This is a genomic window from Shouchella phoenicis, from assembly GCF_047238345.1.
GTDB lineage: Bacteria > Bacillota > Bacilli > Bacillales > Bacillaceae_D > Shouchella.
Map to the genome: position 1 here is coordinate 2,147,191 of NZ_JBDFMQ010000001.1, position 19,506 is coordinate 2,166,696.

Genomic DNA, 19,506 nt, shown 5'->3' on the forward strand with positions numbered 1-19,506 from the left:
CCAATTGGCCAGTCCATCCTCCGTCAATTGGCAAATTCCTTTACCCATTGTACAAGATTTTCTTTTGATAGCTCAAGCTGTTCGCCTGATTTTCTTACCTTCACTTCTACAATGCCTTCAGCCGCTCGCTTGCCAACTGCAATTCGAATTGGTAAACCAATTAAATCTGCGTCTTTAAACTTCACACCTGCGCGTTCAGCGCGGTCATCAAATAACACTTCTACGCCTGCTTTTTTCAATTCGATGTAAATCGATTCTGCCAAATCGCGCTGTTCATCATTTTTCACGTTTAACGCGAGTAAATGAACACGATACGGCGCGATTGCTGTTGGCCAGACTATACCGTTTTCATCATGATGTTGTTCGATGACAGCTGCGATCGTTCGCGAGACACCAATACCGTAGCAACCCATTAAGAACGGTTGTGCTTTCCCATTTTGGTCAAGGTACTTTGCATTTAGAGCCTCGGAATACTTCTTACCTAACTTAAACACTTGACCAACTTCAATGCCTTCAGCAAAACGAAGAGTGCCTGTCCCGTCCGGTGAAGGATCTCCTTCTTTTACCGTACGAAGATCTTTATAAGCTGTAGCTTGATAGTCTTTACCAGGACCGACATTAATCAAATGGTAGCCCGTCTCGTTCGCTCCACAAGCAATGGTTTCCATACCGTGAATACGATGATCGGCATAGATTGGCACATCTGTTACGTTAACTGGACCAATGGATCCAGGTGTCGCACCAAATAGCTCGACCACTTCTTCTTCTGTCGCCATCCGTAGCTCTTTTACACCAAGCTCATGAAGAACTTTTACTTCATTCAGTTCATCATTTCCACGCAGAAGCAACAATGCACTCTCTCCATCTACAAATACAACTAGCGCTTTTAAGATGTGATCTGGATCTACGCCGAGTGCTTCAGCTGCATCATTAACCGTTTTCGCTTCAGGTGTCGCTTTCTTATCAAGGGTTCCGTACACTTGCGCTTGCGGTGGTTCTGGCGCTAGACTAGATGCCATCTCCAGATTTGCCGCATAATCGGAACCATCTGAGTAGGCAATTGTATCTTCTCCAACATCCGCCAACGCCATAAATTCATGTGTATCTTTCCCACCCATTGTACCAGAATCTGCAATAACTGGTCGGAAGGTTAGACCGACACGTGTGAAAATTCGTGTATAAGCAGCATGCATGGCCCAATAGGTTTCATTAAGGCTTTCTTCCGAATCATGAAATGAATACGCATCTTTCATAATAAATTCACGCCCGCGTAATAAGCCAAAGCGGGGTCTACGTTCATCACGAAATTTCGTTTGAATTTGATACACATTTAATGGCAATTTTTTATACGATGTAATGCCATCTTTAATGATTGTCGTAATCACTTCTTCGTGCGTTGGCCCGAGAGCAAAATCGCGATTATGACGATCCTTTAACCGTACAAGCTCGTCTCCCATATCTTCCCAACGACCAGATTCTTGCCATAACTCTGCTGGATGAAGAGCTGGTAACGTTAGTTCTTGAGCACCAATCTCATCTAATTCTTCACGAATAATTGCTTCAATCTTCGTCATCGCTCGTTTTGCTAATGGAAGATAAGCATACACACCTGAAGCAATTTGACGCATCATTCCAGCTCGAAGCATTAGCTGGTGGCTTAATGCATCTGCGTCAGCTGGAAGATCACGCATAGTTGGTACTAAATAAGTAGATTGTCTCATCGCTTCACTTCCTCAATTTCATTATGAAAATAGCTTACTAATATCGTTCCAGGTTACCACAATCATTAATAGCATGACGAGAGCAAAACCAACGAACTGAATCGCCCCTTCTTTTTCAGGCGAGACTGGCTTCCCTCGTATTCCCTCATACGCCAGGAACATTAAACGCCCTCCGTCAAGCGCCGGGATAGGAAAGAGGTTTATGACCCCTAAGTTAACACTTAAAAGCGCAGCAAAGAAAAAGACTTGATAGGTTCCTGCCGCAACTGCTGAATCGGTAATGTTGTATATGCCAACAGGACCTGAAATATAATCAAGCGAAAACTCCCCGGTTAAAATCAATCCAAGTGTTTGAAAGATAGAAGTAGCAAAATCAACAAAAGTTGTTGCTGCTTCGCCAATTGCAGGGACGAACCCTGACTCTCTTAATGGCGCGACTCCGATGACACCAAGTTCCTCATCGATTTCAGAAACATAATTTGAACTTGTTGTTAGCGTGACATCTTGCTCTGCTCCATCCCGCTCAAACGTAATGACAACATCTTGATTTGGTCGTTCCCCAATTGCTTCTTGCATCTGTTGCCAGCGTTCAGTTTCCACTCCATCAACAGCGACAATTAAATCACCTTGTTGAAGACCGGCTTGTTCTGCTGGAGAGCCTTCGACCGGATCAATTTGATTCGTGGAGAAGCCTGCAATCGAAAACAACCCTAACAAAAGGACATACGCTAAAATGAAATTCATTAATGGTCCCGCAAAAATCGCCATCGCCCGTGCCGGTAAGGATTTTGATCCAAACTGACGATGCCAAGGCGCATTCATTTGCGCCATTTCATCTTGAACGATCATTGCTTTTTCATGGACCTCAAATCGAACGAGCTCACCTGATTCTTCGTCCATTGTCTCAATAAAGAGTTCATGCACAAGATCAATGCGCTCAACTTGTACGACATGTGCTTCAGGATGTTTCGATTTGTTGTTAATTATAATCTCGGTTACCTTTTGATCGTTATCAAAGACTAACCCTACTTCATAACCTGGACGAATGACCGTTTGTTCTGGTTCTTCACCAGCCATTCGAACATATCCACCAATTGGCAATAGGCGAACGGTGTAGATCGTATCGTTTTTCTCAAAGGCAAAAAGTTTCGGCCCCATTCCGATCGCGAATTCATAACACAGAATCCCCGCTCTTTTCGCGAAAAATAAATGACCCCATTCGTGTACAAACACGAGCACACTGAATATAGCAATAAAAGCCAGTAACGTATTCAACAGCCATACCGCCTTCCTGTTAGTTGTTCATTACACGTGCACGAACGGCTTGGTCAACTGCAAGAATCTCATCCAACGAAGGATTTGATTGCATCGTGTGTGAATGTAATGCTTGTTCAATTACGTCTTCAATTTGCAAAAACGTAATTTCTCCTTTTAAGAACTGCGCAACGGCTACTTCATTTGCCGCATTCAACACAGTTGGCACGGTTCCACCACTTCTGCCAGCTTCATAAGCAAACTTCATGCAACGATAACGGTCAAAATCTAAATCTTTAAAATGGAGTTTGCCAATCTCAGCAAGATTCAATCGCTCGCCTTCTACCCGCTCTAAGCGGTTTGGATATGTAAGTGCGTATTGAATGGGCACACGCATATCCGGTGTTCCAAGTTGCGCAATCACGCTTCGGTCAACAAACTCCACCATAGAATGGATGATGCTTTCTTTATGGATTACTACATCAATATGGTCATAGTCGATGTTAAATAACCAATTTGCTTCAATCACTTCTAAGCCTTTATTCATCATCGTTGCCGAATCAATCGTAATTTTAGCTCCCATGGACCAGTTTGGATGAGAAAGCGCTTGTTCAACCGTCACATGTTGCAATTCGTCTCTTGATTGATCGCGAAAACTTCCTCCCGAAGCAGTTAAGATTAAACGATCAATTGCTTTACGCGGTTCGCCATTTAAGGCTTGAAAAATAGCGGAATGCTCACTGTCCACCGGTATAAGAGACACGTTATGTTTTTTAGCTGCTGCTATCACAAGATGACCGGCTGTTACGAGTGTCTCTTTATTTGCAATGGCAACAGGTTTCCCCGCTTCAATCGCAGCCAGTGTTGGCAGAAGACCGACCGAACCTGTAATCGCCGTGACGACAACATCGCTTTCAGCCATTCGCGCAACTTCTTTTAACCCTGATTCTCCATAATGTAATTCAACTTCTTTTCCAAATTCCCTTTGAAGACTTTTAGCATCTTCTTCTTTTGCAACGGATACAAGCTTTGGCTTAAACGCTTGAATTTGCTTTCGAGCAAGTTCAATGTTTGCTCCGCATGACATCGCCACTAGCGAAAAAGCTTGCGGATGCTCACGGATCACATCTAATGTTTGTGTACCGATTGATCCCGTCGAACCAAGTAAACTAACTTTTTTCATCGTGCATCCTCCAATTTTCTAACCAGGCATCTTTTTTTAAATTAATTGCAAAAGATGTAAAAGCGGCATGACAAAAAGTAAACTGTCAAAGCGGTCAAGGATCCCGCCGTGTCCAGGCAGCACATTCCCAGAATCTTTTACAGCGTAGTGTCGTTTTAAAGCAGACTCGACCAAATCCCCAATCTGTCCAAAGACTGCGGTGGCAAGCATAATGAATACAGCCGTTATGTATGAAGTAAATGCTGGTGTTAGGAAGAAAAACAAGCTCCCGATGACAACAGCAAGCACAATCCCACCAATTGATCCTTCAATCGTCTTATTCGGGCTGATTTCTGGCCAAAGCTTATGTTTCCCAAAAGCCTTTCCGACAAAATAAGCGCCAGAATCGGTGGTCCAAATTAACACGATGACAAATAATACAAGCCATAATCCAATTTCCGCGATATCTCTTGCTTCAATTAAAAAGTGAAAACCGAACCCAACATATACACTAGAGAGAACGATGAAACCAACCTCATCAAATGTAAATTGATTTTTCGTTAAAACCGTTAACATTAAAAGGATGAGGATAAGAAAAATAAACAATTCTATTTTTGTATATTGTATTGGAATGAATTGATCATACCAAGCCGTCGGAATAAGGAGGAGCCACATGGAAATAAGTCCAACGATTCCTCTTAACGATAAGGCTTGAATCTTCCTCATTTTCAATAATTCAATCATTGCGATGGTTGCCATTAGCGAAACAAATATGGAAAACCACCAGCCGCCAAGAAAAACAAACGTTAAAATGACGATTCCAATAAATAAACCTGTAACAATTCTAGTTTTCATTGACGTCGCCCTTCCTATAATCCTCCGTATCGTCTTCCACGATTTTGATAGGTTCCTATCGCTTCATGGAAGTGATTTTCATTAAAATCAGGCCAAAGGACATTTGTAAACCAAAACTCACTATAAGCGAGTTGCCAGAGCATAAAGTTACTTAACCTTATTTCACCGCTTGTACGAATGAGTAAATCAGGATCTTGTAGCTGACTACTCATAAGATGGGCACCAATGACGTCTTCATTGATTTCCTCTGTCGTTAGACTACCTGCCTCTACCTTTGCAGCAATTTGCTTGACAGCATCAGCCAACTCCGTACGACTTCCATAATTTAAAGCAAAGTTCAAGACTAAGCCTGTATTGTGCTTTGTTTTTTCAATCGCTTCATCGACTGCTTTTAATGTGTGAATCGGCAGTTGATCTTTCGTCCCCATAATGCGTACTTGGACATTCTCTTTAATCAGCGTTGGCAGTTCACTTTTAAGATAACGTTCAGGCAAACTTAAAAGGAAATCGACTTCCGCTTTCGGACGCATCCAATTTTCGGTAGAAAAGGCGTATAGGGTTAGAACTTCTACGTTCAGTCCATTCGCTGCTCGCACGATTTTATTTACATTTTTCATGCCTTCACGATGACCAGCAATTCGAGGCAAGCCACGATTTGATGCCCAACGACCATTCCCATCCATAATAATCGCCACGTGCTTCGGAATTCGATTTAAATCAAGGTCTATATCAAACTGCTTTTCTTCGTCAGTATGAAAAGCTTGCTTCCATTTTGAAAATTTCTCGAGCATTCTTCGCCCTCCGTCTCACTAGCGGTTCGCCCTTCATCTTGCTTAAAAGTGTAAAAAACCCCCTATAAAAGAGGGTCTCCTACTTTTCTTTATCATACACGTAATTTGATCAGACTTCCATAATTTCTTCTTCTTTTTCTTTTGCACGTGCATCGATCTTACTAATATAAGAATCTGTTAACTTTTGTACTTTATCCGTTTCGCCACGTAGCTCATCTTCCGTCATTTCGCCATCTTTTTGTAACTTCTTTAAATCGTCATTTGCATCACGACGGATGTTACGTACAGCAACTTTTGAATCTTCCGCTGTTCTTGAAACAATTTTCCCTAGTTCTTTACGACGATCTTCTGTTAGTGCTGGAATGATGATGCGGATGACTTGTCCATCACTTGAAGGCGTTAAGCCAAGATCAGACTTCATAATCGCTTTTTCAATATTACCGACTGCACTTTTGTCATAAGGCGTAATTAAAAGAAGACGCGCTTCCGGGACAGTTACAGAGGCAATCTGATTTAATGGTGTTTCTGCACCATAGTATTCAACTGTGATTCGGTCAAGAAGCGCTGGGTTCGCGCGACCTGCACGCAATTTAGCTAATTCACGATTAAGCGATTCAATCGCTTTATCCATTCTTCCTTTTGCATCATCTTGAATTTGTTTTGACATGGTTATTTCCCCCTGACAAGTGTTCCAATTTTTTCACCTAAAACGGCACGCTTAATGTTACCTTCTTCCATAATAGAGAATACGACAAGTGGAATGTCGTTGTCCATACATAAGGATGAAGCCGTTGAATCCATTACTTGAAGTCCATCGGTCAACACATCCATATACGTAATCGTGTCATATTTTTTTGCATTTTTATCCGTACGAGGATCAGCGCTATATACGCCATCTACATTGTTTTTCGCCATTAAAATGACTTCTGCTTCAATTTCAGCTGCTCGTAAGGCTGAAGTCGTATCAGTTGAGAAGTAAGGATTCCCTGTACCTGCAGCGAAAATCACGACGCGTTTCTTTTCTAAATGCCGAATCGCTTTTCGTCGGATATATGGTTCTGCTACTTGTCTCATTTCAATTGATGTTTGAACGCGAGACTCTACACCAATCGATTCGAGGCTATCTTGAAGCGCTAGTGAATTCATCACTGTCGCAAGCATTCCCATGTAATCGGCTGTTGCACGGTCCATTCCTTGTGCGCTACCAGCCATTCCACGCCAAATATTACCTGCTCCAACAACAACAGCCACTTCAACTTCAAGTTCAACAATTTCTTTTACTTGATTGGCAATGGAATTAATAATTGTTGGATCAATTCCATACCCTTGTTCTCCAGCTAACGCTTCTCCACTAAGCTTTAAAACGACACGATTGTATTTGTTCATTGTGACCTCCGAATTTGCTTTCTTCCAGATCTTTTCTTGTGAAAAAGGGACACGAACGAATGTTGTGTCCCTTTAATGGGTTTGTTATTTTTTCACTTGAGACATAACTTCTTCAGCAAAGTTATCTTCGCGCTTTTCAATACCTTCTCCAACTTCGTAACGAACGAACGTTTTAACAGAAGCCTTTTTGCTTTGAACATATTTGCCAACTTTTTGATCGCCATCTTTAACGAAAGGCTGATCTAGTAAACAAACTTGCTCGAAGAATTTACTTAAGCGACCTTCAACCATTTTTTCAACGATGTTTTCAGGCTTGCCTTCGTTCAACGCTTGTTGCTTTAACACTTCACGCTCACGGTCAACTACGTCACCTGTTACTTCATCACGAGAAACATATGTTGGATTGATCGCCGCAACGTGCATCGCAACATCTTTAGCAAGTTCTTCGTCACTTGAAGAGCCGATTAGTGTAAGTACACCAATGCGTCCACCCATGTGTAGGTAAGAACCAAAAACATCGCCGTCTTCTTTTTCAACAACAGTAAAACGACGAAGGGAAAGCTTTTCACCAATCTTCGCGATCGAAGAGTTAATGTGCGTTAATACCGTTTCGCTACCGCCTTTGAAATTTTGCTCTAACGCTTCTTCCACTGTTGCTGGATTTTCAGCTAGAACATGCTCTGCCAATTCTTTTACAAGCGCTTGGAAATTTTCGTTTTTCGCAACGAAATCTGTTTCAGAGTTCACTTCAACGATTACTGCTTTATTTCCACTTGTTACAACAGACGCTAAACCTTCTGCTGCGACACGGTCTGATTTCTTTTCTGCTTTTGCAATTCCTTTTTCACGTAAGAAGTCAACTGCTTTGTCCATATCTCCGTCAACTTCTACAAGCGCCTTTTTACAATCCATCATACCAGCGCCTGTTTTTTCACGAAGTTCTTTTACCATACTCGCTGTAACTGCCATTGTAATTCCTCCTGTTTACACATCTTTTTCACAAAAAAAGGGTGGGAAAGGGTTAATCTCCCTTTACCACCCTTTTTGGAGTCCAACATTTATGCTGTCGTCGTTTCCTCAACGTCTTCTTCTGAATCCGTATTTTCCATTAAAGCTTCTTCTTCAGCAGCTGTTGCTTCAATTACAGCATCAGCCATTTTTCCAGTTAGCAATTTAACTGCGCGAATCGCATCATCGTTACCAGGGATGACATAGTCAATCTCATCTGGATCACAGTTTGTATCAACAATTGCTACAATTGGAATGTTTAATTTATGTGCTTCCGCAATTGCAATACGCTCTTTACGAGGATCAATAACGAATAACGCATCAGGAATGCTATTCATGTCTTTAATACCGCCTAAGAATTTCTCAAGACGATCCATTTCTTTTTTAAGAAGGATAACTTCTTTTTTAGGAAGGACATCAAATGTGCCATCTTCTTGCATTTTTTCAAGATTCTTAAGACGCGTAATACGCTTTTGAATCGTTTCGAAGTTTGTTAATGTTCCACCTAACCAACGTTGGTTGATGAAGTACATGTTCGAACGAATCGCTTCGTCACGAACTGAATCTTGTGCTTGTTTCTTTGTACCAACGAAAAGGATTTTCCCTCCGTCAGCCGCAAGATCGCGAACAAAGTTGTACGCACTCTCGACTTTTTTGACCGTCTTTTGAAGGTCAATAATATAAATACCGTTTCTTTCTGTGAAGATGTAGCGATCCATTTTCGGGTTCCAACGACGAGTCTGATGACCGAAGTGAACACCTGCTTCAAGTAATTGTTTCATGGAGATAACTGCCACACCAAACACCTCCTTAAGGTTTTTTTTATCCTCCGCAGTATTCATTTCTTGACGACACACTTATCGATGATAAGAGCACCTTCGCCAAAATCCTCCTGCGTGTGTATTTAACACCGTCAATTATCTTATCACATCTACGAGGGTTAAGCAAGACGGCTCGACAATTATTTTTGTTTACGCTGCGTAAGATCCAAGATAAGCTCTACCTCTCTTACACCAATGCCTAATCGTTTTGCAATTTCTAATGAAGGAACGCCTTCACTTTTAAGCTGAAACACCTCTTTATGCCTGTACTCTACTTCAACGTTGTGCTGCCCAGACGGATCTGGCTCTATCGATCCATCCTTTAGCCGATGTTCAAATGGAAGGATGTTTGAACCCAAACGCTGTTTAGGTTCAGGGGGGCTTATTTCTGTATGTACATGTTTGTGTTGAACGGCATGGACAACGGCTTCATTGTCTTCTTTCACATCTTGTAAAAATCGTTCAAGGGATGCTTCCAGTTCTTCTTTTGTTAAACGTTCGTTCACTTCTCGCTGCAGTTTTGCAACTTTTAAACTTAAATAGCCAAGTGCAATGAATAAAAGCAATAGCGTAACAACCATAAATCCTCCTTATTAGCGGACAAAAGCTTTTTCAGCAAATCCTTGTTTTAACTTTTTGATTGCTTTTGCATGAATTTGCGAAATTCTTGATGTTGATAAATCGAGCACTTTGCCAATATCCGTTAGCGACAATTCTTCAAAATAGCTTAATTGAATGACAAGCTGTTCATTTTCATTTAAAGACTTAATCCGCTCGATAAGCTCCCTCTTTGTGTCGGAATGAATTAACGCTTCGCCTGGCTGTTCCATTTGCTCGTCACGAACCTGCACGTGATATGAAACATCATTTGAGCTTGATAGCACATCATCAAATGAAAGGTTTGTACTATTTAATTGTTCAAATTTAAGATAAGATACTTCCTTTTCCGTAACATTCATCTCGCGTGCAATCTCACTCGCAGCAACAGACCGACCGTGTGATTGCTCAAGCTGTTCCACAATTGTATCCATTCGTTTGATTTTTTCGCGAACCGTGCGTGGCAAACGGTCTTCTTTTCTTAAGCCGTCAATCATCGCTCCTCGTATCCGAAAAGAAGCATACGTATCAAACTTTAAATCTCGGTTTGCGTCAAACTTTTGGATCGCGTCGAACAGACCTTCCAAAGCGTGACTTTTCAATTCATCTTTCGTGACTGAAATAGGTAACGTTTTTGACACTCGCTGGACATGGAATTGAACGAGAGGTAAATAGTGCTGAATTAAAGCTTCAATCGCTGCACTTGATTTTGTCTCGATCCACAATGTCCACAGTTCAGCTTCTGACTTCATACTCTTCCTCTCCTGTCTAAAGCAATTTAATGGTTTTATTTGCCGTTCGTACGCGCATCGTACAGCTAGGCAAATCAAATTCTACTGTTCTCCCGACTGTTCCACCGACTTCTCTTGCCACAATCGAGATATGTGCCTGTTCCAACCAAGTCGTCGCAGCTTCAATATTTCGTTTTCCAATCTGCATAAACTCTTCTCGCATCGCATAGCGAAACATTTGTGCCCCACCAACCATTTTTGCTTGAAGGTTAGAAGCGCCTGCTTTTAGTAGTTTTTCTTGCAAAAGGTTTAGCGCAGTATCCGCATATCGCCAAGGATTAAACGCTCCTTTTCGTGCCTGAGAAGCATCCGGAAGCATAATGTGTACCATCCCTGCTATACCGTGTGCACGATCATAAAGAACAACACTTATACACGAACCTAATCCACATGTCCTCAACGTGCCTGGCTCGGTTAGTAATTTCCACTCACCAATTGAAATCGTCTCCATTAGCTTGATCCATTTACACGCTGCAATGCTGCAGAAAGATCGTTAACAGAAGCGTTGTCAGGTAAAAAAATTAATACCCCTTCTAACCTTTGTTGGCCATTTACAATGGTCATCGTCGTTTCCATAAAAACGAATGTATCGTGATCAACAAGATGATATGTCGCTTCTGCTAGCACGGCACTACCGATATCGAGACTAAGTTCTGTCACCAGAGGGTAAGCTTTAACGTTTGTCAATGAAGCAATTGCAGACAGATAAGAACCGATCATAATGTTGCCAACTTCTTGAAATGCGGATTGAGCCAGCGGCTGCTCCACCAAATTACGTACTTGTTTCTCATTAGGTAGCAATTTGTTCGTTAACTGAATAGCTGTGTCGATGTTTGTTAAAAAAAAGATTGTTCCAAGAATTCCCCCTTCTAAAGGAGAAAACACAACGCCACATGTTTTTTGATGATAGACGCGTAAGCGAGGTAAATCTTCTAGTGGGCGAACGTCGATTTCTGGGACATTCATTGTTACTTTTTCGTTTAACAAAGTGGAAAGTGCTGTAGCTGCGTATCCTGTGCTTATATTTGCTACTTCTTTTAGCATATCAGCTTGACTTATCACAAGAACGCTCCTTTCGAAATGATCCATTTTCCAATTTCCTCGCTCGTCAACACTTCGTCTACATATCCGGTTTTTTGTGCGGCATTTGGCATCCCCGCTATTACTGCACTTTCAACAGATTCAACGGCAATGACGCATGATCCCGATTCTTTCACTCTGGCCAACGACGCTGCCCCGTCATTCCCCATGCCTGATAGAATAATAAGCACTTTTTTCTTAAAACATACAGTGGAAGCAAATAATTCATTAACTGAAGGATGATAAAGGTCACCTTTTTGAGGCTCAACAACCTTTATATAGGCTCCATTTATTTTTTTTATTAGCATCGTTTGCTGACCACCAGGACTAATATAAATCGTGCCATTCTTTAAACGCTCACCATGTTGAGCTTCTTTAATTGTAAATGGAAAACGCTCATTTAAACGACTTGCAAGCAAAGCCGTAAAGTGGGCTGGCATGTGTTGGGCGACAACAATTGGATAAGGAAACGTATATGGAAGTTGTTCAAATACGCGTTGCAACGCACTAGGTCCACCTGTAGAACAGCCGATCACTACAACGAACTCGCTTGAATCTGTTGCAGTTCCACTCATTTCAATCTTCATACGGTTACCAGCCAATCTTGTATGAGTAAACTAGTCGTTTCATAGATTCCATCGGTAAAATCCTCGCGAGAGCGCTCGAGCCAGCCAAGATCGACCACATCCACTTGCATATACTGTTTTACGGTGTCTTTTAGATTCTCAAGCGCCTGTTGATTCCTTCTCTCCTCAGGATTACCTGTCCCGATTACATACGCTCGAAGAAAAGGACGCTGTTTTATTTTTTGATAGGTTTTAAGTAACTGGTCTTCGTTTGCAGAAATAAAAAACAAGCTAGGAAGATCAGCTGTCAGCATTGCTGAGTCGGTCCATGTATGAATATATAACAGCACGTCAATACGCAGCGTTGTTAGCTGCTTCACCTGCTCTGAATGTAGTAGCCGATCTTGAAATTTCATTCGGAAATGCGACTTTGCTGCCGCTGTAGAAATACCGCACGCTTCGTACCCGTAGTCACTTAATGAATGGATTAGTTGCTCGACGATGCAAGCGTCATCTGCATTCGAAATATATAGGTGAAGGGCTTTTCTCTTTTGTAATGAATGTTCCATTGATCGCTGTCGCAAATTATGCGCTTGATCCATGTTGATCTCCCCCAAAGCGTAACCAATTTATTAATTCTTCTGCATGTGGGAAGCAGATATCATTCGGGACAGTTTGCCCGGTCGTTACACCAGAAATAGGTACAGATTGCTGATAGAGCAATTCTGCCAATAATGATAGTGTTCGCGTCTCATCTTTTTTCGTTAAGATCATGCCATGTAAGGTTACATCACGAAACTGCGTGAAGATTCGATGCACGTCACTTGTTTTCATCGTTAAACTTAGCGTTAGATGACATTCAACATCGGTTCGATTATTTAGGAACTGGGTTAATTGAGGTGACAACGTTGAATGAAGATAATTAGCTCCTGGTGTATCAATTAAGATCATATCGGCCACGATTCCATCACAAATTGCGTCTAATTCTGCTGGGTCATACACAACATAGCAAGGACACCCTAAAATATCGCTATACTTATTTAACTGCTCAACTGCTGCAATTCGGTACGTATCAAGTGTAATAAATGCGAGGGATTTGCCATCTTCATATAGCGCTTTAGCAGCAATTTTGGCTAGTGTCGTTGTTTTCCCTACACCTGTTGGTCCTGCGAGACAAACGATACGCTTTTCTCCTAATTTAGTGATTTCAGGCTTAAAAGTGCTATCTAACACGGCATTGAAAATGTGCTGTGGATTTATTTCTCCACGGTCTTGAATCATCTTTGCCGTTAGCAATAACCGTTTTTTCACTGCTGGTGTGACTTCGAGCTGATCAACCTGACGCGATACTGAAACGGGCAAAGTCGAGCTTTGTTCTTTTTCCGAAGTTCGCCTTTGCGTTTCTTCTATCATTCCGACGGTGACTTGAACCATCTCTTTTTGAAAAAAACCAAGCCAGCCCCCTTCTTTCATAGAGCGACTGTGGAGAATAACCGCCCGCTCCCCCATACTTTGCTTCACCTCTGCAACAGCTTCTTCATAGGTCGGCGCTTTTATTTTTTTTATGATCATTGTAATCTCACCACCCCAACACTTTGCACCTCAACACTCGGGTCTATTTCATTGTACGAAATAACTGGTACTTGAGGTAAATAGCGCTCAATTAGTTGTCGCATGTACATACGAACAGCCGGTGAACATAAAATTATGGCTTGTTGACCCATTTCCGCAAGCTTTGTTGTTTCAGTCGCCGTTTGCTGCAAAATGGCCTGTGAGTCTGCTGGTGCCAATGCTAAAAAACTTCCATTCTCATTTTGTCCAACCGCATCAACAAGTCGTTTTTCAACGTCGCTCGCTAAGGTAATAACAGAGAGTTTTCGATTTTCATCAGTTAATTGTTCGGAAATTTGTCGAGACAGCGATTGTCGGACATATTCAGTCACAATATCCATATCTTTTGTACGAGATCCATAATCTGCTAATGTTTCAAATATGATTGGTAGATTACGAATGGAGAGTTGCTCTCTTAATAAATTCTTTAATACTTTCTGGATGTCACCAATTGTTAAAGGAGAAGGTGTCACCTCTTCCACAAGTGTTGGGTACGTTTCTTTAATGTGCTCAATTAATGCTTTTGTTTCTTCTCGTCCTAACAACTCGTATGCGTACGTTTTTAATAGTTCTGTTAAGTGCGTCGAGATAACCGTTGGTGGGTCTACAACGGTGTAACCAGAGAGCTCAGCATCATCTTTGACATCTTCTGTTATCCACATTGCTTCAAGGCCAAATGCCGGTTCAACCGTCGGAATACCGTTAATCGATTCATCTTCTATTCCGGTACTCATCGCCATATAGTGATCGAGCAAAATCTCCCCTTTGGCAACAAGATCGCCTTTGATCTTGACTGTGTATGCATTCGGTTCTAATGAAAGATTATCTCGAATCCGAATAACCGGAATCATGGTTCCAAGTTCCAGCGCCATTTGTTTACGAATCATCACGACACGATCAAGCAAATCGCCACCTTGATTTGCATCAGCAAGAGGAATGAGTCCATACCCAAATTCAAATTCGATTGGGTCCATCTTTATTAAGCCCAGCACGGATTCTGGGCCTGTTGGTTCAACTGGTTCCGGCACATCATCCTTTAACTTTTCTGCGAACTCTTCCTCTTCATCACGGGCTTGTGATAAGCGGTATCCGGCAAATGCTAATAAACCTGCAATTGAAAACGTCACAACCTTCGTAATCGGTGTCGTAACTCCTAATAAAAAGATTGTTGCTGCGGTCACATAGAGAAGCTTTGGATAAGCGAGTAGTTGCTTCGTTAGATCATTCCCTAAATTCCCTTCTGATGCGGCTTTTGTTACAATCACACCTGTCGCCGTAGAAATTAAGAGCGCTGGAATTTGTGTAACAAGACCATCTCCAACTGTTAAAAGCGTATACGTGCTTGCAGCAGTCGTTAAATCCATTCCCATTTGCATCATGCCAATGACCAGTCCAAAGACCAAATTAATAATGACAATGATGATGCTAGCAATGGCGTCCCCCTTTACGAATTTACTCGCACCATCCATTGAGCCATAAAAGTCGGCCTCATTTTCAATTTTTTCGCGTCGCGCTTTTGCCTCACGATCCGAGATTAATCCTGCGTTCAAATCAGCATCAATACTCATCTGTTTCCCTGGCATCGCATCAAGGGTAAAACGAGCTCCTACCTCGGATACACGCTCTGCTCCTTTCGTTATAACGAGAAATTGAATAATAACGAGAATTAAGAAGACCACAAAGCCAACAACCGCATTCCCACCAATTACAAAGCTTCCAAACGTTTCAATCACGTTTCCTGCATGGGCTTCTCCTAAAATGGAGCGTGTTGTCGATACGCTTAGTCCAAGTCGAAAGAGTGTTACGAGTAAAAGCATCGTTGGGAATACTGAAAATTGCAGAGCATTTTTTGTATTTAAAGCGACTAATAAAATGAGCAATGATAACGAGATATTAAATATAATGAGTACATCTAAGATAAATGGAGGGAGCGGTATGATAAGCATGACAATGATTAATATCACACCTACAAGTATACTCAGATCTTTTGCTTTCACTTTCTTCCCTCCTTGTTTTAATGAGCGCCGTTTAATTGATACACGTAAGCAAGCACCTCTGCGACAGCTTGAAACATTTCTTCATTTACTTGGTCGTTTACATTTAACTGCGCATACATTGAGCGAGCAAGCCAGACATTTTCCACCATAGGAATGTCATGATCTTTTGCAATCGATTTTATTCGCTCTGCAGCATAGTCCATTCCTTTCGCTAAAACATAAGGCGCGTCAGCTTTCGTTTGATCGTAAGCAATTGCAACGGCAAAGTGAGTTGGATTCGTAATGATTACGTCTGCTTTTGGCACTTCCTGTGCAAGGCGAGACATCGACATTTCGAGCTGTTTCTGCTTTCTTCTTGCTCGAATTTTCGGGTCCCCTTCACTTGTCTTGTGCTCATCTCGAATATCTTTTTTTGACATTCGAATTTGCTTTTCATGGTCATAACGCTGATAAAGATAATCGGGTATCGCCAAAATTAATAATAAAATTGAAGCCACAATGCCCATAAGCATCGCAAGCTCGCCAACGGTTACGGCACTTACTTCAATATTTTTTTGCGATAATGTTAAGACTTCTTCTATATTAAGATAAAGTACGATGACAACAGCGGAGCCAACGAAAACGATTTTTAAGATTGACTTCGCTAACTCAACTAAGGCACGAGCAGAAAAAATTCGCTTTGCCCCTTTTATTGGATCGAGCTTTTCTAGCTTTAGTTTCAAAGGGTCCGTTGTAAAAAGTGAGCCAACTTGCAAAAAACTTCCAAAAGCACCAGCGAACACCGTAATGACCATAATTGGCAGCACGATAATTGCCATATGCCATGTTAGTTCACGAAATAAACTTGCTGTCGTGCTTGCAGTAACTTGTAAATGAAGAAAACGAGAAAACATATCGGACATCATGCCTTGCAGCCCTTTAAACATATTCGGTCCTGCAAATAACCATAAGATGATAAATGCAATGAATAGCATAAGTGCCGTATTTACGTCTTGGCTCTTCGGTACTTGTCCTTTTTTTCGAGAGTCTTGACGTTTTTTAGGCGTAGCCTTCTCTGTTTTCTCATCAGCAAACCACTGTAAATTCATCTCTAGTCTACGTTTCATATGGTTTCTCCAAACAGTTCTAGCAACGTTCGCATTGCTAAAATCATTTCTTTAAATAAATAGTTCATACTCATAAAGAAAACGCCGATATAGATAAAGAGAATGATTAATCCTGCAATTAACTTAATAGGCAAACCGACAACAAACACATTCATTTGCGGAACCGTTCTTGACACAATACCTAACGCAATGTCAACCAAAAACAGTGAACCAACAACAGGAAAAGCCATTGAGATGCCAAAAGCAAATAAGAACCCCATTAACATGGCGACATGCTCAATAACAGACGCAGATGATAGCGGTAAAAACAATTGGTCAATTGGTACAAATTGAAAACTATAGACGGCTCCATCTAGTAATAAGTGATGGCCGTCAATTAAGAGTAAATATAAAAGTGCGAATATATATAAATAACTACCTGTTAATGGACTTTGTGCGCCTGTTTGTGGATCAACAACATTTGCAAGCATAAAACCCATATGGAAATCAATTAATCCTCCTGCAATTTGAACAGCATACAACAACATCATCGCCACTAACCCAGTTAACACACCAAGAAGAGCCTCTTTTATAATTAATAGCGCATAAAAGCCATCAATCGTTATGACAGGAAAGTCAATTGAAAAAACAAGCAAAACCGCCACCATTCCTGCTATACCGATTTTAAACGGCATTGGAATTGTTCGATAATTATATAGAGGTAGCACAATAAAAAACGATGCAATTCGAATAAAAACGAGTAAAAAAGCTGGATAAGCTTGAATAAACGACTCCATTTAGCCAATATACCTAAATAAATTGTTATAAATGCTGTATGTCATCTCTGTAAGTTGGGATAACATCCACGGTCCAAGGATAACTAACCCTACAAGTACACCAACAATTTTAGGTATAAACGCTAGCGTTTGTTCTTGAATTTGGGTGGTCGCTTGAAAAATACTAACGACTAAACCTAAAATTAACGCAATCAATAACAAAGGGCCCGCAACAAGTAGTACGGTCCAAACACCACTTTGAGCAAGATTTGTTACCGTTTCAAGACTCATTTCACACGCTCCTTCCTATTGGTAGCTAATGAGTAAACTTTGAACAACAAGGTACCAGCCATCCACGAGAACAAATAAAAGAATTTTAAACGGCAATGCAATCATAACTGGCGGCAGCATCATCATCCCCATTGACATTAATACACTTGCGACGATCATATCGATTACAAGAAAAGGAATAAAGATTAAGAAACCAATTTGGAACGCTGTTTTAAGCTCACTAATCGCAAAGGCCGGAATTAACGCAGTAATCGGCACATCTTCCAATGTTTCAGGTTGATCGTACCCACCATACCCCATAAATAATGCCAAATCTTTTTCACGAGTATGCTGTGCCATAAACTCTTTTATCGGTACAATTGCTGTATCTAGCGCTTCTTCACCTGTTAACTCTCCCTCTGTTAGCGGGACATAGGCCGTTTCATATACATCTTGTATGACAGGTGCCATAATAAAAAATGTCATAAAAAGCGCTAAACCAATTAAAACTTGATTAGGTGGTGTTGTCTGTGTCGCTAATCCTTGACGAACAAAAGACAACACAATAATAATTCTTGTAAAACAAGTCATTAAAATAAGAATGCCTGGAGCAATTGACAAAATGGTAATAAGCAAGACGATTTGTAACGTTGTGGCAATCGTTCCTTCATTTGAAAAATCAACCGACAAAAAAGAAAGTACAAGTCCATCAATCATGGAAATTTCGGTCCTTTCGAACCAATTCTAGACGCTTTATCTAATCCTTTTTCCGCTACGTTCAACCGTGTCGCTAAAATATCTTGAAACGATACAGAAGATTGTCGTTTCTTTTCAATTGAACGGAACCACGGGAATACATGGTTGATTCCGCTCTGGTTTATATCAGGCTGATGCTTTTTTAAGATCGCTTCAATCTCATCAGGATCTTCAATTGTATCTAATAACTGCACTTGTTCACTTACGCCAACAACGAGCAACTTTTCCCCCACTTTAATGAGCTGAACGGATCGATTTCCTCCTAGTGAAACGCCTGATAGGAGCGACAACCCTTTTGACTCTTGAAACGAACGAGATCGCTTATTAATAAATTTTAAAATCGTGAGTAAAAGAACGATTACGACTAGGAGCGCACCAATCATTTTTAAGCCACTTAGCCAAGGGGACTCCGCCGTTACAACAGCATCTTGATTTTCTTCTTCAGTCGTAGATGTCGAGCAGTCTTCTGCGACCATAGCTTCTTGCACGCTGCAATCTCTCGCAAAGACGTGCTCATGCTCTGCCAGGGCAAAGCAAAGCACGACCACTACAAATAAAAGAACCTTAACCGATTGCTTTTGAAATCGCATCAATCACTCGTTCAGCTTGAAACGGTTTAACAATAAAATCTTTTGCCCCTGCTTGAATTGCATCAATTACCATCGCTTGCTGCCCCATAGCTGAACACATAATTACTTTGGCGTTTGGGTCATACTCTTTAATCTCTTTTAACGCACTAATGCCATCTTTGTCAGGCATCGTAATATCCATTGTTACAAGATCAGGCGACATTTCTTTGTATTTTTCAAATGCTTCGTTGCCATCATTTGCTTCTGCTACAACCGTGTACCCGTTCTTTTCTAAAATATCTTTTAACATCATTCTCATAAAAGCCGCGTCATCTACAATTAAAATTTGTTTCCCCATTTACATGTTCTCCCTTTTCGTCAATTCATTCGAGCGTATTCGTTCGTATGTA

23 protein-coding genes are annotated in these 19,506 nt (G+C 41.2%); all 23 read right to left on the reverse strand.

Annotated elements, in window-relative coordinates:
* Positions 1–23: 23 nt before the first annotated feature.
* Positions 24–1,721: a proline--tRNA ligase gene (locus ABC361_RS11505; RefSeq protein ID WP_413074106.1), complete on the reverse strand. Its 1,698-nt coding sequence runs from the start codon at positions 1,719–1,721 to the stop codon at positions 24–26.
* Between the two features lie 21 nt (positions 1,722–1,742).
* The gene (gene rseP / locus ABC361_RS11510; protein WP_413074107.1) at positions 1,743–2,996 is read right to left on the reverse strand and encodes an RIP metalloprotease RseP; all 1,254 of its coding nucleotides are present in this window, start codon (positions 2,994–2,996) and stop codon (positions 1,743–1,745) included.
* 19 nt (positions 2,997–3,015) lie between these two features.
* On the reverse strand, positions 3,016–4,158 hold the full coding sequence (gene dxr, locus ABC361_RS11515; protein ID WP_413074108.1) for a 1-deoxy-D-xylulose-5-phosphate reductoisomerase: 1,143 nt from the start codon (positions 4,156–4,158) through the stop codon (positions 3,016–3,018).
* 36 nt (positions 4,159–4,194) lie between these two features.
* Positions 4,195–4,992, reverse strand: a complete 798-nt coding sequence (locus ABC361_RS11520; RefSeq protein ID WP_413074109.1) for a phosphatidate cytidylyltransferase — start codon at positions 4,990–4,992, stop codon at positions 4,195–4,197.
* Between the two features lie 14 nt (positions 4,993–5,006).
* On the reverse strand, positions 5,007–5,783 hold the full coding sequence (uppS, locus tag ABC361_RS11525; protein WP_413074110.1) for an undecaprenyl pyrophosphate synthase: 777 nt from the start codon (positions 5,781–5,783) through the stop codon (positions 5,007–5,009).
* Positions 5,784–5,892: 109 nt separating this feature from the next.
* Positions 5,893–6,450, reverse strand: coding sequence for a ribosome recycling factor (frr, locus tag ABC361_RS11530; protein ID WP_413074111.1), 558 nt, complete (start codon positions 6,448–6,450; stop codon positions 5,893–5,895).
* A 2-nt stretch (positions 6,451–6,452) separates the two neighbouring features.
* Positions 6,453–7,169 (reverse strand): UMP kinase, encoded by a 717-nt coding sequence (pyrH, locus tag ABC361_RS11535; protein ID WP_413074112.1) that lies wholly within the window; start codon positions 7,167–7,169, stop codon positions 6,453–6,455.
* Between the two features lie 84 nt (positions 7,170–7,253).
* On the reverse strand, positions 7,254–8,138 hold the full coding sequence (gene tsf, locus ABC361_RS11540) for a translation elongation factor Ts (protein WP_413074113.1): 885 nt from the start codon (positions 8,136–8,138) through the stop codon (positions 7,254–7,256).
* A gap of 89 nt (positions 8,139–8,227) precedes the next feature.
* Positions 8,228–8,974 carry a 30S ribosomal protein S2 gene (gene rpsB / locus ABC361_RS11545; RefSeq protein WP_413074114.1) on the reverse strand — a complete coding sequence of 249 codons (747 nt, stop codon included), beginning with the start codon at positions 8,972–8,974 and terminating at the stop codon, positions 8,228–8,230.
* A 164-nt stretch (positions 8,975–9,138) separates the two neighbouring features.
* Positions 9,139–9,579: a DUF6115 domain-containing protein gene (locus ABC361_RS11550; protein ID WP_413074115.1), complete on the reverse strand. Its 441-nt coding sequence runs from the start codon at positions 9,577–9,579 to the stop codon at positions 9,139–9,141.
* 12 nt (positions 9,580–9,591) lie between these two features.
* A complete protein-coding gene (locus ABC361_RS11555) occupies positions 9,592–10,347 on the reverse strand; it encodes a FliA/WhiG family RNA polymerase sigma factor (RefSeq protein WP_413074116.1) in 756 nt (251 codons plus the stop codon).
* 16 nt (positions 10,348–10,363) lie between these two features.
* Positions 10,364–10,837, reverse strand: a complete 474-nt coding sequence (locus ABC361_RS11560) for a chemotaxis protein CheD (RefSeq protein WP_413074117.1) — start codon at positions 10,835–10,837, stop codon at positions 10,364–10,366.
* On the reverse strand, positions 10,837–11,448 hold the full coding sequence (locus ABC361_RS11565) for a chemotaxis protein CheC (protein WP_413074118.1): 612 nt from the start codon (positions 11,446–11,448) through the stop codon (positions 10,837–10,839). The genes ABC361_RS11560 and ABC361_RS11565 overlap by 1 nt, the downstream gene beginning before the upstream one ends.
* Positions 11,445–12,053: a CheB methylesterase domain-containing protein gene (locus tag ABC361_RS11570; protein ID WP_413074119.1), complete on the reverse strand. Its 609-nt coding sequence runs from the start codon at positions 12,051–12,053 to the stop codon at positions 11,445–11,447. The genes ABC361_RS11565 and ABC361_RS11570 overlap by 4 nt, the downstream gene beginning before the upstream one ends.
* Positions 12,050–12,634 (reverse strand): hypothetical protein, encoded by a 585-nt coding sequence (locus ABC361_RS11575; protein WP_413074120.1) that lies wholly within the window; start codon positions 12,632–12,634, stop codon positions 12,050–12,052. Before ABC361_RS11575 ends, ABC361_RS11570 begins: the two co-directional genes overlap by 4 nt.
* Complete coding sequence (locus tag ABC361_RS11580) at positions 12,618–13,604, reverse strand: flagellar biosynthesis protein FlhF (protein WP_413074121.1); 987 nt, start codon at positions 13,602–13,604, stop codon at positions 12,618–12,620. The genes ABC361_RS11575 and ABC361_RS11580 overlap by 17 nt, the downstream gene beginning before the upstream one ends.
* Positions 13,601–15,640 carry a flagellar biosynthesis protein FlhA gene (gene flhA, locus ABC361_RS11585; protein ID WP_413074122.1) on the reverse strand — a complete coding sequence of 680 codons (2,040 nt, stop codon included), beginning with the start codon at positions 15,638–15,640 and terminating at the stop codon, positions 13,601–13,603. Before flhA ends, ABC361_RS11580 begins: the two co-directional genes overlap by 4 nt.
* 17 nt (positions 15,641–15,657) lie before the next feature.
* Positions 15,658–16,746, reverse strand: coding sequence for a flagellar biosynthesis protein FlhB (gene flhB, locus ABC361_RS11590; protein WP_413074123.1), 1,089 nt, complete (start codon positions 16,744–16,746; stop codon positions 15,658–15,660).
* Positions 16,743–17,522, reverse strand: coding sequence for a flagellar biosynthetic protein FliR (gene fliR, locus ABC361_RS11595; RefSeq protein ID WP_413074124.1), 780 nt, complete (start codon positions 17,520–17,522; stop codon positions 16,743–16,745). The genes flhB and fliR overlap by 4 nt, the downstream gene beginning before the upstream one ends.
* Complete coding sequence (fliQ, locus tag ABC361_RS11600) at positions 17,523–17,792, reverse strand: flagellar biosynthesis protein FliQ (protein WP_413074125.1); 270 nt, start codon at positions 17,790–17,792, stop codon at positions 17,523–17,525.
* A 15-nt stretch (positions 17,793–17,807) separates the two neighbouring features.
* Positions 17,808–18,488, reverse strand: a complete 681-nt coding sequence (gene fliP / locus ABC361_RS11605) for a flagellar type III secretion system pore protein FliP (protein ID WP_413074126.1) — start codon at positions 18,486–18,488, stop codon at positions 17,808–17,810.
* Positions 18,485–19,117, reverse strand: a complete 633-nt coding sequence (locus ABC361_RS11610; RefSeq protein ID WP_413074127.1) for a flagellar biosynthetic protein FliO — start codon at positions 19,115–19,117, stop codon at positions 18,485–18,487. The genes fliP and ABC361_RS11610 overlap by 4 nt, the downstream gene beginning before the upstream one ends.
* Positions 19,092–19,454: a response regulator gene (locus ABC361_RS11615; RefSeq protein ID WP_413074128.1), complete on the reverse strand. Its 363-nt coding sequence runs from the start codon at positions 19,452–19,454 to the stop codon at positions 19,092–19,094. Before ABC361_RS11615 ends, ABC361_RS11610 begins: the two co-directional genes overlap by 26 nt.
* Positions 19,455–19,506: the final 52 nt, after the last annotated feature.

What these genes read in the sequence shown, in the direction of transcription:
- ABC361_RS11505 (WP_413074106.1), bottom strand. Translation starts at nt 1,721, where the DNA reads ATGAGACAATCTACTTATTTAGTACCAACTATGCGTGATCTTCCAGCT.
- dxr (WP_413074108.1), bottom strand. Translation starts at nt 4,158, where the DNA reads ATGAAAAAAGTTAGTTTACTTGGTTCGACGGGATCAATCGGTACACAA.
- ABC361_RS11520 (WP_413074109.1), bottom strand. Translation starts at nt 4,992, where the DNA reads ATGAAAACTAGAATTGTTACAGGTTTATTTATTGGAATCGTCATTTTA.
- uppS (WP_413074110.1), bottom strand. Translation starts at nt 5,783, where the DNA reads ATGCTCGAGAAATTTTCAAAATGGAAGCAAGCTTTTCATACTGACGAA.
- frr (WP_413074111.1), bottom strand. Translation starts at nt 6,450, where the DNA reads ATGTCAAAACAAATTCAAGATGATGCAAAAGGAAGAATGGATAAAGCG.
- pyrH (WP_413074112.1), bottom strand. Translation starts at nt 7,169, where the DNA reads ATGAACAAATACAATCGTGTCGTTTTAAAGCTTAGTGGAGAAGCGTTA.
- tsf (WP_413074113.1), bottom strand. Translation starts at nt 8,138, where the DNA reads ATGGCAGTTACAGCGAGTATGGTAAAAGAACTTCGTGAAAAAACAGGC.
- ABC361_RS11550 (WP_413074115.1), bottom strand. Translation starts at nt 9,579, where the DNA reads ATGGTTGTTACGCTATTGCTTTTATTCATTGCACTTGGCTATTTAAGT.
- ABC361_RS11555 (WP_413074116.1), bottom strand. Translation starts at nt 10,347, where the DNA reads ATGAAGTCAGAAGCTGAACTGTGGACATTGTGGATCGAGACAAAATCA.
- ABC361_RS11560 (WP_413074117.1), bottom strand. Translation starts at nt 10,837, where the DNA reads ATGGAGACGATTTCAATTGGTGAGTGGAAATTACTAACCGAGCCAGGC.
- ABC361_RS11570 (WP_413074119.1), bottom strand. Translation starts at nt 12,053, where the DNA reads ATGAAGATTGAAATGAGTGGAACTGCAACAGATTCAAGCGAGTTCGTT.
- ABC361_RS11575 (WP_413074120.1), bottom strand. Translation starts at nt 12,634, where the DNA reads ATGGATCAAGCGCATAATTTGCGACAGCGATCAATGGAACATTCATTA.
- ABC361_RS11580 (WP_413074121.1), bottom strand. Translation starts at nt 13,604, where the DNA reads ATGATCATAAAAAAAATAAAAGCGCCGACCTATGAAGAAGCTGTTGCA.
- flhB (WP_413074123.1), bottom strand. Translation starts at nt 16,746, where the DNA reads ATGAAACGTAGACTAGAGATGAATTTACAGTGGTTTGCTGATGAGAAA.
- fliR (WP_413074124.1), bottom strand. Translation starts at nt 17,522, where the DNA reads ATGGAGTCGTTTATTCAAGCTTATCCAGCTTTTTTACTCGTTTTTATT.
- fliQ (WP_413074125.1), bottom strand. Translation starts at nt 17,792, where the DNA reads ATGAGTCTTGAAACGGTAACAAATCTTGCTCAAAGTGGTGTTTGGACC.
- fliP (WP_413074126.1), bottom strand. Translation starts at nt 18,488, where the DNA reads ATGATTGATGGACTTGTACTTTCTTTTTTGTCGGTTGATTTTTCAAAT.
- ABC361_RS11610 (WP_413074127.1), bottom strand. Translation starts at nt 19,117, where the DNA reads ATGCGATTTCAAAAGCAATCGGTTAAGGTTCTTTTATTTGTAGTGGTC.
- ABC361_RS11615 (WP_413074128.1), bottom strand. Translation starts at nt 19,454, where the DNA reads ATGGGGAAACAAATTTTAATTGTAGATGACGCGGCTTTTATGAGAATG.